Source organism: Bradyrhizobium sp. Bra78 (genome assembly GCF_024519855.1).
In the GTDB taxonomy this organism is placed as follows: domain Bacteria; phylum Pseudomonadota; class Alphaproteobacteria; order Rhizobiales; family Xanthobacteraceae; genus Bradyrhizobium; species Bradyrhizobium japonicum_G.
In genome coordinates this window covers 53554-66832 of record NZ_JALJRE010000005.1, presented here as the reverse complement: position 1 = coordinate 66832, position 13279 = coordinate 53554, and the positions used below count along the sequence as shown (strand labels likewise).

Below are 13279 nucleotides of genomic sequence, written 5' to 3'. Positions count from 1 at the left end.
AGGACGCTTTGTTACCTATAACCCCCGCCACGCTGAAGCACCTCTTCCGGGATGGGAATGGCTGAACCTGCAACCGACACGATCCTCGTTCTGAACGGGCCGAACCTCAACATGCTGGGGACGCGCGAACCCGAGAAGTATGGCCATGCGACGCTGGCCGACGTCGAGGCGCTGTGCCGGGATACCGCCGCGACGTACGGCCTCAAAGCCGACTGCCGGCAGTCCAACCGCGAAGGCGAGCTGATCGACTTCATCCACGAGGCCCACGCCCGCAAGATGAGGGGCATCATCATCAATGCCGGCGGCTATTCGCACACCTCGATCGCGCTGCACGACGCGCTGCTCGCGGTGCAGATTCCGACGGTCGAAGTGCACGTGACCAACATCCACGCCCGCGAGAGTTTTCGTCACCACTCCTATACCGCGCGCGCGGCCTTCGCCTCGCTCTGCGGTTTCGGCATCGAGGGCTACCGCCTCGCCATCCAGGGCCTTGCCGCCAAGCTCGGCATCAAGCCCCAAGCCTGACGCTCCCCTTCACACAGAACATTCGGATCAAACAACATGGCGCGCCAGCCAGACGACAAAGCAGCCGCAAAGTTTTCCAGCGAGGATTCCGCGCTCGTCCGCGAGCTCGCTTTGCTGCTCGATGAGACCAGCCTCACCGAGATCGAGATCGAACGCGCCGGCGTGCGCCTGCGCGTCGCCCGCAACGTCAGCGTCGCCGCGACCATGCCGATGCAGATGGCAGCCGCTCCCGCCGCCCTGCCGGCAACCGCGGCTGCCGCGCCGGCCGCTGCCGCAGCCGACCTGTCGAAGCATCCAGGCGCCGTGACCTCGCCGATGGTGGGCACCGCCTATTGGGCGCCGGAGCCCGGTGCCAAGCCGTTCATCGAGGTCGGCAGCAAGGTCTCGGTCGGCCAGACGCTGCTGATCATCGAAGCCATGAAGACCATGAACCAGATCCCCTCGCCGCGCGCCGGCACGGTGACGCAGATCCTGGTCGAGGACGGCCAGCCGGTCGAGTACGGCGAGCCGCTCGTCATCATCGAGTGACAGCATTCAGCAAAGGCTTGGGGTGGCCCTCCGCCCTCGCCGCGTCCCGCGCGCCAGTCCCTTAAGGACACCATGTTCGACAAGATCCTCATAGCCAATCGCGGCGAGATCGCCCTTCGCATCCTCAGAGCCTGCAAGGAGCTCGGGATCGCGACCGTCGCCGTGCACTCCACCGCCGACGCGGATGCCATGCATGTACGCCTGTCGGACGAGAGCGTGTGCATCGGGCCGCCGGCTTCCAAGGACAGCTACCTCAACGTGCCCGCGCTGCTGGCGGCGTGCGAGATCACGGGCGCCGATGCCGTGCATCCCGGCTACGGCTTCCTGTCGGAGAACGCGCGCTTCGCGGAAATCCTCGCCGAGCACAATCTGCATTTCATCGGCCCCAAGGCCGAGCATATCCGCCTGATGGGCGACAAGATCGAGGCCAAGAAGACCGCGAAGCGCCTCGGCATTCCGGTCGTGCCCGGCTCCGACGGCGGCGTCGGCCCCGAGGACGACGCGATGGCGATCGCCAAGGAGATCGGCTTTCCCGTGCTGGTGAAGGCGGCGGCAGGCGGCGGCGGCCGCGGCATGAAGGTCGCGCAAAGCGAGGCTGATCTGGCGGTGGCGCTGCAGACCGCCGCCAACGAGGCCAAGTCCGCCTTCGGCGACGCGTCGGTCTACCTCGAAAAATATCTCCAGAAACCGCGCCACATCGAGATCCAGATCCTCGGCGACGGCCGCGGCGGCGCGATCCATCTCGGCGAACGCGACTGCTCGCTGCAACGGCGTCACCAGAAGGTCTGGGAGGAAGGCCCCTCGCCGGTGCTGGCCGCTGCCGCCCGCGCGAAGATCGGCGAGACCTGCGCCAAGGCGATGCGCGAGATGAAATATCTCGGCGTCGGCACCATCGAGTTCCTGTTCGAGGACGGCGAGTTCTACTTCATCGAGATGAACACCCGCATCCAGGTCGAGCATCCCGTCACCGAGAGCATCACCGACATCGACCTCGTGCTGGAGCAGATCCGCATCGCCGCCGGCGGCGAATTGCCGGCGAGGCAGAATGAGATTCAGATCATCGGCCATGCCATCGAATGCCGCATCAACGCCGAGAACCCGCAGACCTTCCGGCCCTCGCCGGGCCGCATCACGCAATATCACCCGCCCGGCGGGCTCGGCGTGCGGATCGATTCCGCCGTCTATCAGGGCTACACGATCCCGCCCTATTACGACTCGCTGGTCGGCAAGCTGATCGTACACGGCAAGACCCGCGCCGAATGCCTGATGCGGCTGCGCCGGGCGCTGGACGAGATGGTGGTGGAAGGCATCGAGACCACCCTGCCGCTGTTCCGCGATCTGGTGCGCCAGGACGACATCATCAACGGCGACTACCACATCCACTGGCTGGAACAGTACCTCGCCGGCAAGACGGAACCGGCTCCGAAATAATCTTCTCTCCCTCTGGAACCCGTTGGCCCCAATCACGTTCTGGACCTTGGGGACAGTTCCGAGGGGGCGTTTTGAATTCCGTTAGACCTGATCAGGTGAGGCCGTCGTGACAGCCGAGGGGCAGCGACGGCGTGCATTTTGGCAGATCCTGCTGATCGCAGCGGGTCTTCTGGTGTTGACGGTGATCAGCGCCGGCTCCGTCTATCTGGTCAACAAGGCCAGAGACGACAGCAAATGGGTGGTTCACACCATCGAGGCCGAGAACCAGATCAACGCCCTGCTCCTGGAAATCCGGCGTGCCGAGAGTGCCACCCGCGGCTATCTCCTGACGCAAGGGGCGGATTTCAAGGCCGACCACGACAAGGCCGTGGCCGCGATCATACCTGCCCTGGACAGGCTCACGCGCCTGACCGGCGACAATCCTGCGCAGCGCGAGAGCATCGAGAAGCTGAGCGCGGCGATCGAAACCCGACTCGGCCAGTTCGCGCGAGAGGTGGATTTCGTCCAGCAGGGACAGCTCGACAAGGCCACCGCGCTGGTCCGCGAGGCCGCCTCCGCCGACACCACGGCCGAGATCGGCAAGGTCGCGGCCGTCATGATCCAGGAGGAGGAGCGCCTGTTCCGGCTCCGAACCGTGAATTCCGACCGCAGCCAGACGCTCGCGGCATCGATGACCGGCATCGGTTCGGGCCTCGTCGTGCTGCTGGCCCTGATCTCGACTTGGCTGGTGCGGCGCTCCGCGGGCGCCCGTGACGAGGCCGAAGCGCGGCTGCGCGATGCCAGCGTCAATCTGGAGGCCGTGGTCGATGAACGCACGGCAGACCTGCGTGAGGCCAACAACGAGATCCAGCGCTTTGCCTATATCGTCAGCCACGATCTCCGCTCGCCACTCGTCAATATCATGGGCTTCACCAGCGAACTGGAAGAGCTTGGCGGCGACATCTTCCGCCGTATCGGCGGCCTCACCCATGTCCCGGCCGACGGGCCGCCGCCTTCGACCGGCGAGATCGCGCTCGAAGGCCCCGACAAGCAGCTTTCAGCGGATTTTTCCGAAGCGCTCGGCTTCATCAAGTCGTCGATCGCCAAGATGGACCGCCTGATCTCGGCGATCCTCAATCTCACCCGCGAGGGCCGGCGCGAGTTCCAGCCGGAAAAGATCGACACAAGCGAGCTGATCGAAGCGATCGTGTCGACCCTGGCGCATCAGGCCGCCGAGGCGCAGGCGGAGATCCACATCGCTCCCCTGCCCGATCTCGTCAGCGACCGCCTCGCGCTGGAGCAGATCTTCTCCAATCTGATCGACAACGCCGTTAAGTATCTGAAGCCCGGCACTCCCGGGGAGATCAGAATTCGCGGGCGCACCAAGCTCGGCTACGCTATCTTCGAGATCAGCGACAATGGGCGCGGGATTGATCCGAAGGATCACCAGCGGATATTCGACCTGTTTCGCCGCGCGGGAACCCAGGACAAGCCCGGTCAGGGCATCGGGCTTGCGCATGTGCGTGCACTTGTGCGCCGCCTCGGCGGCACCATGTCGGTATCATCGGAACTGAATACGGGCAGCACCTTCACCATCACGCTGCCCATCACCTGGAACACCAGCAACCGGAACGCCGACCAATGACTCAGCCCGTCAGCATCATCATGATCGAGGACGACGAGGGACACGCGCGCCTGATCGAGCGCAACATCCGAAGGTCCGGCGTCAACAACGAGATCATCTCCTTCGCCAACGGCACTGACGCGGTGAAGCACCTGTTCGGGGCCGACGGCAGCGGGCTCGTGCAGAAGGGCAATGCGCTCCTGATCCTGCTCGATCTCAACCTCCCCGACATGACCGGGATCGACATCCTGAAGCAGATCAAGGAGAACAAATATCTGAAGGCCTCGCCCGTGGTGGTGCTGACCACCACCGACGACTCCCAGGAAATCAAGCGCTGCTACGAGCTCGGCTGCAACGTCTACATCACCAAGCCCGTCAACTACGAGAATTTCGCCAATGCCATCCGGCAGCTCGGCCTGTTCTTCTCGGTCATCCAGGTCCCGCCCGCCACCCCATGAACCAGCACACGCCGACACTGCTCTACATCGACGACGACGACGCGCTGGCGCGCCTGGTCGATCGCGGCCTGACGCGGCGCGGCTACAAGGTCGTGCATGCCGCAAGCGGCGAGGAAGGCCTCGATCTCATCCGCCGCGCGGGGACGGCCGGCGGCATCGACGTCGTGGCGCTCGATCAGTACATGCCCGGCCTCGACGGGCTGGAGACGCTCGAGCAGATCATGGCGATACCGGGCGCGCCGCCGGTGGTTTTCGTCACCGCCTCGCAGGATTCCAGCATCGCGGTGACCGCGCTGAAGGCCGGCGCGGCCGATTATCTCGTCAAGGACGTCAAGGGCGATTTCATCCCCCTGCTTCACGTCGCCGCCGACGGCGCGCTGCGCCAGGCCGAATTGCAGAAGGCGCGCGAGGAAGCCGAAGCCGAGATCCACGCCTCGCGCGACCGCTACGCGGCCCTTGCCGCCGAACGCGAAATGCTGCTGCGCGAGGTCAACCACCGCGTCGGCAACTCGCTCCAGATCATCGCCTCGCTGCTGCATCTTCAGGCGAGTTCGGCCGCGCAGGACGAGGTCAAGGCGGCGCTGACCAATGCGATGGGCCGCGTCGCCGCGGTCGCGCAGGTGCATCGCCGCCTCTACACCTCGCAGGACCTCAAGAGCGTGGTCCTGAACCAGTATCTGGACTCGCTGCTCGAGGATCTCAGACGCTCGGCCGAGGGCAACCGGATGTCGCGCCTGACGTTGAAGGCCGAACCGATCGAGATCGATCCGGACCGTGCGGTCGCCGTCGGCATCATCGTCAACGAGCTGGTGATGAACGCGGTGAAATACGCCTATCCTGACGGCGCCGGCCCGATCCACGTCGAGCTGAGCTCGAAAGGAGACGATCTGCTACTGTCGATCACCGACGACGGCGTGGGCGACAACGTCAAGGCCGATCCGCGCTCCACCGGCATGGGCCAGCGCATCGTCGCGGCGATGGCCCTCAAGCTCGACGCCTCGGTCGAGCGCGACCCCGCGCATTCCGGGACCCGCATCATCCTGCGGTTCCGCCGTGTGCCGGATGCCCCCGGCAAGACCAATACCGCCGCGGCGAGCTGAGCCGCACCACCCATCGCAACCGCGTGACGATCCTGCTATGATCGTGAACCATGACTTCGCGCGACTCCCCCTCGTCTGAAATCACGCCGGCCGTGCTGCTGCGCGCCTATGCCTGCGGCATCTTTCCGATGGCCGAAAGCGCCGACGACCCGACCCTGTTCTGGGTCGAGCCGGAACTGCGCGGGGTGATCCCGCTCAACGGATTTCGCGTGGCCTCGCGGCTCGCGCGCACCGTGCGCTCGAATGCGTTTCGCGTCACCGTCAACACCGCCTTCAAGGCGACGATCGCCGGCTGCGCCGCGCCGCAGGCCGGACGCGAGGACACCTGGATCAACAAGCGCATCCGCGACCTCTATGGCGGCCTGTACGAGCTCGGCCATTGCCACAGCGTCGAGGCCTGGCAGGGTGAGGACCTCGTCGGCGGACTTTACGGCGTGAGCCTGGGCCGCGCCTTCTTCGGCGAGAGCATGTTTCACACCGCGCGCGACGCCTCGAAGGTCGCGCTGGTGCATCTGGTCGCGCGGCTGATCCATGGCGGCTTCGAGCTGCTCGACACGCAATACGTCACCGAGCACCTGAAGAGTTTTGGCGCGGCCGAGATTTCGCGGCGGCGTTACACGGCGCTGCTCGACAAGGCGCTCGCGGGCGAGCCCGGCGATTTCCTGAGGCTGTCTGGCGGCGAATCCATCCCGGGCGCACGCGCGCTCGAGATCATCGCCGCGCGGCAATAATCAAGGAAATTAGCGGCCGGATCCGGGGGGATTTGGCCTAGAGCATGATCCGGAAAAGTGCGAAGCGGTTTTCCGAAAAGATCATGCTCAAACAAAAACCTGAAGCGCGATGACGATTCATCCCAATCTCATCGCGCTTTAGCGGCCAAACCCCGGGATGCCGAACAGACCCGGTCGCTGCTCGGGCGGCGGAGGTGGCGGCGGTGCGGGTTGCTGCTGCTGGATCGGCGGCAACGGCTGCGGCGGACGCTGCTGCACCTGCTTGGGCGCGGCCTTCTTCTGCGCGGGCGGCGGCGGTGGCGTCGCCGGCTTGGTGCCGGGATCCGGTGCCGCGGTCGCAATCGTCTGCTGCGGCTCTTTGCAGTCGGTCAGCCAGATGTCGTAGATCGGGTGCTCGACGCCGTGCAGGCCCGGGCTTGCCGCATACATCCAGCCCGAGAAGATGCGCTTCACCTCGCCTTGCAAGGTGATCTCGTCCACCTCGACGAACGCGTCGGTGTTGGCGGCTTCCGTGGCCGGCCGCGTGTAGCAGGCGTCGGTCTTGACGCGCAGCGCGCCGAACTGGACGGTCTCGCCGATCTCCTCGTCGAAATTGATGATGCGTCCGGTGATCTTGTCGAGACCGGAGAAGGTCGCCTTCTTGTTCACGATCTTCTGGGCCGGCGGTTCGGTGACGACCTCGTCGCCCGGCTGCAGGCTCGCGGGCGCCTGCGGCACGGCGCCTCCCGGTCCGCCCTTCTGCTGCGGCTGGCGCTGACCGGGCGCACCCGGAGCGCCTTGCGGACTGGGCGGAGCGATCGCCGCGGAGGGTAGCTGGTTGGGCGGCGCGGCGCTGGAGCCCGGCGGCGGCGCCAAGGGCTGGATCTCGACCGGCCCCGGCATCACATTGCCCTGCCGGCCCGGCGGCGGCATCGGGCGCGACGGCAGCACGCGGCCCTGCGGCGGCAACTCCGGCACCTCCTCGTCGTCTTCGGGAGTTGGCTGCGGCTGGGGCTGGCCGCGCGGAATGCTCCCGGGCGGCCGCAGCGGCGGGGGATCGGAGAAGATCGTGCCGATCTGCGCCTGAGCCGGCGTCGCAACCGTCAGCGCTGTGGCGGCCAAAAGCGCCGCAAGACCTGTCAGGGTAAAGGTTCGAAACATCTCGCGCGGCTTCAACAACGAATCGGGTTTGCTGGACATTCTAGAGGGGTACCGCCGCTCGCAGGCCATCCGGTTAACACGGCGAATACGGCGGGGGAAGGGCGGCATCCCAGCCCTTCCCGGCCCGGTCTGGCCAGATCGGCCCCCGGATGGGATAGTCGATACGCCTCTCCCCGGGGCCAAAGCGGGCTTTCCCTGATAGCCGACGTCCAACCAACCAGAAACCGCCAGGTCGCCTCCATGCCCGTTGCGCTCGATCCCGATGCTGCCGCCGTCTACAAGGCCTTCCAGGAGGCCGGCCGCCCCGCCTACGAGACCCTGACCGCACCGGAAGCGCGCGCCTATTACTTGCAGGCCCGTGTTGCCACCAACCCCGAGCCGCCGGAACTCGCCCGCGTCACGGCGCTGTCGATCCCGGCGCCCCACGGCGCGATACCCGGGCGTATCTACGTTCCGAAACAGCCGCGCCGGCACGGCGGCTTGTCCCCCGCGCTGGTGTTCTTCCATGGCGGCGGCTGGGTGATCGGCGATCTCGACTCCCACGACGTCGTCTGCCGCCAGCTCGCCGTCGCGGGCGCCCTGATCGTGATCTCGGTCGATTACCGCCTCGCGCCCGAGCACAAGTTTCCCGCCGCGACCGACGATGCCATCGCCGCGACCCAATGGGTCGCCGCGAACGCGGGCGAGCTCGGCATCGACGCCTCGCGCATTTCGATCGGCGGCGACAGCGCCGGCGGCAATCTCGCCGCCGTCGTCGCGCTTGCCGCGCGCGACGGCAACGGTCCTGCGATTGCGGGCCAGCTCCTGATTTACCCCGCCGTCGATTTCGCCATGACACACGGCTCCCACAGCGAGCCCGAGACCAGCGTGCTGCTGACCCATTCGGTGATCTGCTGGTTTCGCGACCATTACCTCAACGGCACCGCCGACCCCCACGACTGGCGCGCATCGCCCGCGCGCGCGAAAAGCCTTGCCGGCCTGCCGCCGGCCTATGTGCTCACCGCCGGCGCCGATCCCCTGCGCGACGAAGGCGACGAATATGCCGAGCGTCTGAAGCAGGCCGGCGTGCCCGTGGCTTACAGGCATTATCCCGGCCAGTTCCACGGCTTCTTCACGATGGGAAAATTGTTGCGCCAGGCCAATGTCGCCGTCAGCGAGATCGGCGAATGGCTGAAAGGGTTGGGCTGATTCCGACGTCCCGCATGCCATCCGTCTTTCAAAACCTCTTCGCCCTCCCCCTGCGCGGGCTGACATGGCTCGGCGGCCAGGGCACCCGCGCGGTGGCCGCCGTCGTGTTCGTCGCGGTCGCGGTGCCGCCGCTCGGGGCGCTGCTGCGCCCCTATGTGACCGAGGCGATCTTCGTTCTGCTCTGCATCTCCTTCATGCGGGTCGATCTGGCCGCGCTCTACGGCCATTTGCGCCGGCCCGCGCTGGTCGCGACCGCGACCGCCTGGACCATGATCGGCGTGCCGCTGATCGTCGGGCTGATCGTCCATGCCAGCGGGCTCGCGGCGCGCTCGCCCGGCCTTGCCCTGGCATTGATGCTCCAGAGCATCGCCTCGCCGATGATGGCCGCGCCGGCGCTGGCCGCGCTGATGGGCCTCGACGCCACGCTCGTGCTGGTCACGCTGGTGACCGCGACCGCGCTGGTGCCGTTCACGGCATCGCTGTTCGCGAGCCTGTTTCTCGGCGACATGCTCAGCATCTCTCCGCTTGCGCTCGGCCTGAAGTTGCTCGGCATCCTCGCAGCATCGCTGCTGGCCGCGACCGTGATCCGATGGGTCTTCGGCGCGGCCGCGATCCAGCGCCACAGGCAGCCGATCGACGGCTTCAACATCATCATCCTGCTGGTGTTCGCGACCGCGATCATGGGCGATGTCGCGAGCGATCTCGTCGCCCGGCCGATCTTCACCATCGGCTTTGCAGCTCTCGCCTTCGCGATCTATTTCACGCTGCTCGCCGTGACCACGCTGCTGTTCCGCCGCATCGGCTATGAGCGCGCGCTGGCGCTCGGCCTGATGGTGTCACAGCGCAATCTGGGCGTGATACTGGCGGCCACCGCCGGCGCGCTGCCGCCCACCACCTGGCTCTATTTCGCGATGACGCAGTTTCCGATCCACCTTGCGCCCTACATGCTGACGCCGATCGCGCGGCGGCTGACGGCGCGGGCGCAAACATCCGCGGCGGCGGGAAAGCTGGCGGCTGAACCGTAACCTTCTTCAGCCGGTGAAATAAAACGGTCCAAAAAACACGACAGCCGTAAACACGAGTTCGATGCCGGACAGGGCTTGATCGACAGCGGTGTACGTTTTTGGAAAGCGCCGTCTCGCCAGCTACCCGAGGCAAAATGCGATCGTCGCGAGGTTGACGAACAAGAGCTGGCCGATTGATTTCGTCCACAAGATCCGATGCTTCTACCCCGCCCGCGCCGCGCGCCGCAGCGCTTGCGGGGGCTGGCCGAAGGCGCGGATGAAGGCGCGGCGCATGCGCTCGGGGTCGCCGAAGCCGGTCGCTTCCGCGACCAGCTCGATCGCCTCGCGCGAGGACTGCACGCGTTCGCGGGCGACCTCGATGCGCAAGCGCTCGATCGCTTTCGACGGCGTCGTGCCGGTCTCGGCGGCAAAGGCGCGGGCAAAATGCCGCGCGCTCATGCCGGCGCGATCGGCGAGATCTTCCACGGTCAAGCGGGCGTCGAGGTTTTCGCGCGCCCAGGACAGCAGCGCGCCGAAGCGACCGTTCGGCGTCTTCAATTCCAAAAGCGACGAAAATTGCGACTGGCCGCCGCTGCGGCGATGATACAGCACGAGCTGCCGCGCAGTGTCCTGCGCGATCTGCTCACCGTGATCCTCCGTCACCATCGCGAGCGCAAGGTCGATGCCCGCGGTGATGCCTGCGGACGTCCACACATGACCGTCGCGCGTGAAAATCTGGTCGGGCTCGAACTTCACCTTGGGATAGCGCGCGACGAAATCCCGCGTGCGTCCCCAATGCGTGGTGGCGCGGCGGCCATCGAGCAGGCCGGCCTCGGCCAGCACATAGGCGCCCGAGCAGACGCTGGCGACCCGCACGCCGCGCCGTGCCAGCCGCTGCACGAAGGCGCGCGTGACCTCGCAGCGCGCGGCATCCGTCACGCCCGCGCCTCCCGCAATGACCAGCGTGGTGATCGCATTCGCCGACTTGAAGTCGCGCGCCATCATCTCCACGCCGGACGAGCTGCGCACGGGCCCCGCGTTCAACGCCAGCACGCGGATCCCGGTCGTCGTCTTGCCGGTGCAGCGCGCCGCGATCTCGAACACCGAGATCGGGCCGGCCGCATCGAGCAACTGGAAGTCCGGGAAGATCAGGATACCGATCATGGTCATGTCCGAAAGCGAGGGAAATACGCCATTTTGGACGGAAGGGCATCATGAGAGGCTGCTTCCGTCAAGCACATAATTGGAGGCTCTCATGTCGTCACCGCTCCAGATCGGACTCCTGGTGTTTCCGCGCGTCACCCAGCTCGACTTCACGGGTCCCCTGCAGGTGTTCTCCTCCGTGCCCGGCGCAAAGCTGCATCTGATCTGGAAACGGATCGAGCCTGTGCCGAGCGACTCCGTGCTGATGCTGACGCCGACCACGACATTCGCCGACTGCCCGCAGCTCGACGTGATCTGCGTGCCCGGCGGCGGCGGCACCAACGATCTGCTCAATGACGAAGAGGTGCTGGATTTCCTGCGCAAGCAGGCCGAAGGCGCGAAGTATGTCACCTCGGTCTGCACGGGATCGCTGGCGCTCGGCGCTGCCGGCCTGCTGAAGGGCTACCGCGCCGCCACGCATTGGAGCGCGATGGAGATGCTCGGCCAGTTCGGCGCGACGCCGACCAACACGCGCGTCTGCGTCGACCGCAACCGCGTCACCGGCGGCGGCGTCACCGCTGGAATCGATTTCGCGCTGACGCTGGTGTCGATCATGGTCGACCGCATCACCGCGGAGGCGATCCAGCTTCAGCTCGAATACAATCCGGCACCGCCGTTCAATGCAGGCTCGCCCGACACCGCACCCGCCGAGGTGCTGGCGCTGCTCAGGGAACGTGGCGCGCAGGGCCAGGCGCGCCGGATCGATGCGGTGAAGCGCGCCGCCGCGCGGCTGATGTAGGAACCAGAAACAGAAAAAGGCCGCCCGGTTTCCCGAGCGGCCTTTCCTGTCTTACGGCGGCTGCACATTTCATCGGGCGATTTCGGAACTTCCAGACCGGGGGCCTATCTCCCGATCGAGTCCTGGTCGGCGGCCGCTGCATCTCGGGACAGTCGCGAACTGTTGCCCGAACCGAACGCGATGGTCTCCCATCTCCGCAAGATGGGACGATTGAGCCGCATCGCTCGCGTGGCTGCAACGCCCGCGCAGGAGTCATCCCCGCTGTTCCCGTTGTCCACAGCAGGGTGAGGCGGATGCGCGTGCATCCAATCCGGCGATGAAGATTCGCGTTGGGCCGAAGGCTAGCCAGGCGTCCAGGGCTGGTAGTCGCCGGTGGCCTTCGGCCGCTTGCCGCTGGCGAGCGTCGAGCCCGAGGGACGGTAGGCGTTGGCCGTGCCGGTGAGATTGGGCTGGTGCGGCTTTTCCCACTCGCGCGGCTGGTAGTTCTCCTGCGTTGGCGGCACATCGACGGTGTGATGCATCCAGCCGTGCCAGGACGGCGGGATACGGCTCGCTTCCGCATAGCCGTTATAGATCACCCAGCGCCGCTCGAAGCCGAGCGTCGGGTCGATCGCCCCGCCGCGGGTGCGATAATAGAGATTGCCCTGCTCGTCCTGGCCGACCAGCTCGCCGTAGCGCCTGGTCCAGAGCTGGGTGCCAAAGGTCTGGCCACTCCACCAGGTGAAGAACTTGAGGAAGAATTGTTTCATGCGGCAAGGGCCCTGCTTCGTCGGGTCCTGATGCCATCCGGACGGCGAAATGTCCAGTTCGGCGGCTGCGGCGGTGCCGCGCTGCCGATGGGGTCTTCCCGGCACGGACAGTGCCCCAAATCGGACGCGATCCGTTCATGCTGGATACAGCGGCCCGATGAGACGCTGACTGTACCCGCGCAAACCGTCGCGATCCCAGGAACTATGGCCCTTTCGCGGGGTTTGCTTCCGGGAAAAGGAGTTTGACCATGAGAAGCCTTAAAGTCTTGAGTGCCGCTGCAGCAGTGGCGTTGGTTCTTCCGTTGGCGACACCGAGCTTCGCCCAGGGCCGCGGTGGCCATGGCGGTGGTGGCGGTGGCCACTTCGGCGGAGGCGGCGGTGCACACATCGGCGGTGGCGGTGGTGGTGCCCATTTTGGGGGTGGCGGCGCCCGCATGGGCGGCGGCAATTTCGGTGCGGCACGTGTTGGCGGCGGCGGCGCCAGCTTCGCGGCAAGCGCAGCTTCACGTAGCGGAGCTGTCATCGGCGGCGGCGGTGGCCGCAGCTTCGCAGCAGCCGCAGGCAACAACTGGAACGGCGGCAGCCGTCATTGGCACGGCGGCGGCGGGCGCTATCACGGCGGCGGCTTCTGGCCCGGCGTCGCGGCAGGCGCTGCGATCGGCGGCCTCGGCTCGTACGCCTATTACGGCGGCGGGTACTACAACGATCCCTACTACTACGGCGACGACAGCTATTATGACGAACCGTCAGTGGCGGTCGTGCCCGACAGCGGCGGCGATTCCGCAGGCTATTGCGCCCAGCGCTACCGGTCCTACGACCCGGCCTCGGGAACCTATCTCGGTTACGATGGCCTGCGTCATCCCTGCCCGTAAGCCGACCG

At 66.5% G+C, this 13279-nt stretch carries 14 protein-coding genes; 11 read left to right on the top strand and 3 right to left on the bottom strand.

What is annotated here, in order from left to right; all coding sequences use genetic code 11:
• Window positions 1-57: 57 nt before the first annotated feature.
• From aroQ to aat, 7 genes are all read left to right on the top strand, one after another.
• The gene (aroQ, locus tag OC450_RS13335) at window positions 58-525 is read left to right on the top strand and encodes a type II 3-dehydroquinate dehydratase (RefSeq protein ID WP_211385583.1); all 468 of its coding nucleotides are present in this window, start codon (window positions 58-60) and stop codon (window positions 523-525) included.
• A gap of 36 nt (window positions 526-561) precedes the next feature.
• The gene (gene accB / locus OC450_RS13330; protein WP_211385582.1) at window positions 562-1053 is read left to right on the top strand and encodes an acetyl-CoA carboxylase biotin carboxyl carrier protein; all 492 of its coding nucleotides are present in this window, start codon (window positions 562-564) and stop codon (window positions 1051-1053) included.
• 72 nt (window positions 1054-1125) lie between these two features.
• Complete coding sequence (accC, locus tag OC450_RS13325; RefSeq protein WP_211385581.1) at window positions 1126-2484, top strand: acetyl-CoA carboxylase biotin carboxylase subunit; 1359 nt, start codon at window positions 1126-1128, stop codon at window positions 2482-2484.
• A gap of 106 nt (window positions 2485-2590) precedes the next feature.
• The gene (locus OC450_RS13320; RefSeq protein ID WP_262048033.1) at window positions 2591-4108 is read left to right on the top strand and encodes a sensor histidine kinase; all 1518 of its coding nucleotides are present in this window, start codon (window positions 2591-2593) and stop codon (window positions 4106-4108) included.
• Window positions 4105-4545, top strand: coding sequence for a response regulator (locus OC450_RS13315; RefSeq protein ID WP_211385579.1), 441 nt, complete (start codon window positions 4105-4107; stop codon window positions 4543-4545). Before OC450_RS13320 ends, OC450_RS13315 begins: the two co-directional genes overlap by 4 nt.
• Complete coding sequence (locus tag OC450_RS13310; RefSeq protein WP_211385578.1) at window positions 4542-5645, top strand: sensor histidine kinase; 1104 nt, start codon at window positions 4542-4544, stop codon at window positions 5643-5645. The genes OC450_RS13315 and OC450_RS13310 overlap by 4 nt, the downstream gene beginning before the upstream one ends.
• Window positions 5646-5695: 50 nt before the next feature.
• Window positions 5696-6376, top strand: a complete 681-nt coding sequence (aat, locus tag OC450_RS13305; protein WP_262048032.1) for a leucyl/phenylalanyl-tRNA--protein transferase — start codon at window positions 5696-5698, stop codon at window positions 6374-6376.
• Window positions 6377-6514: 138 nt separating this feature from the next.
• On the opposite strand, the gene OC450_RS13300 is transcribed toward aat, so the two are convergent.
• Complete coding sequence (locus OC450_RS13300) at window positions 6515-7555, bottom strand: DUF2155 domain-containing protein (RefSeq protein WP_211385576.1); 1041 nt, start codon at window positions 7553-7555, stop codon at window positions 6515-6517.
• A gap of 201 nt (window positions 7556-7756) precedes the next feature.
• Here OC450_RS13300 and OC450_RS13295 point away from each other — a divergent pair, with 201 nt between their 5' ends.
• Window positions 7757-8704 (top strand): alpha/beta hydrolase, encoded by a 948-nt coding sequence (locus OC450_RS13295; RefSeq protein ID WP_262048031.1) that lies wholly within the window; start codon window positions 7757-7759, stop codon window positions 8702-8704.
• A 14-nt stretch (window positions 8705-8718) separates the two neighbouring features.
• Window positions 8719-9729 carry a Na+-dependent transporter gene (locus tag OC450_RS13290; protein WP_211385813.1) on the top strand — a complete coding sequence of 337 codons (1011 nt, stop codon included), beginning with the start codon at window positions 8719-8721 and terminating at the stop codon, window positions 9727-9729.
• Window positions 9730-9930: 201 nt separating this feature from the next.
• Here the strand turns inward: OC450_RS13290 and OC450_RS13285 are convergent, their stop codons facing one another.
• Window positions 9931-10872 (bottom strand): GlxA family transcriptional regulator, encoded by a 942-nt coding sequence (locus OC450_RS13285; protein WP_211385573.1) that lies wholly within the window; start codon window positions 10870-10872, stop codon window positions 9931-9933.
• 91 nt (window positions 10873-10963) lie between these two features.
• Here OC450_RS13285 and OC450_RS13280 point away from each other — a divergent pair, with 91 nt between their 5' ends.
• Window positions 10964-11650 carry a DJ-1/PfpI family protein gene (locus tag OC450_RS13280; protein WP_256808016.1) on the top strand — a complete coding sequence of 229 codons (687 nt, stop codon included), beginning with the start codon at window positions 10964-10966 and terminating at the stop codon, window positions 11648-11650.
• A gap of 341 nt (window positions 11651-11991) precedes the next feature.
• Here the strand turns inward: OC450_RS13280 and OC450_RS13275 are convergent, their stop codons facing one another.
• Window positions 11992-12399 (bottom strand): NADH:ubiquinone oxidoreductase subunit NDUFA12, encoded by a 408-nt coding sequence (locus OC450_RS13275; RefSeq protein WP_211385571.1) that lies wholly within the window; start codon window positions 12397-12399, stop codon window positions 11992-11994.
• 248 nt (window positions 12400-12647) lie between these two features.
• Here OC450_RS13275 and OC450_RS13270 point away from each other — a divergent pair, with 248 nt between their 5' ends.
• The gene (locus tag OC450_RS13270) at window positions 12648-13271 is read left to right on the top strand and encodes a BA14K family protein (protein WP_256808013.1); all 624 of its coding nucleotides are present in this window, start codon (window positions 12648-12650) and stop codon (window positions 13269-13271) included.
• Window positions 13272-13279 lie beyond the last annotated feature (8 nt).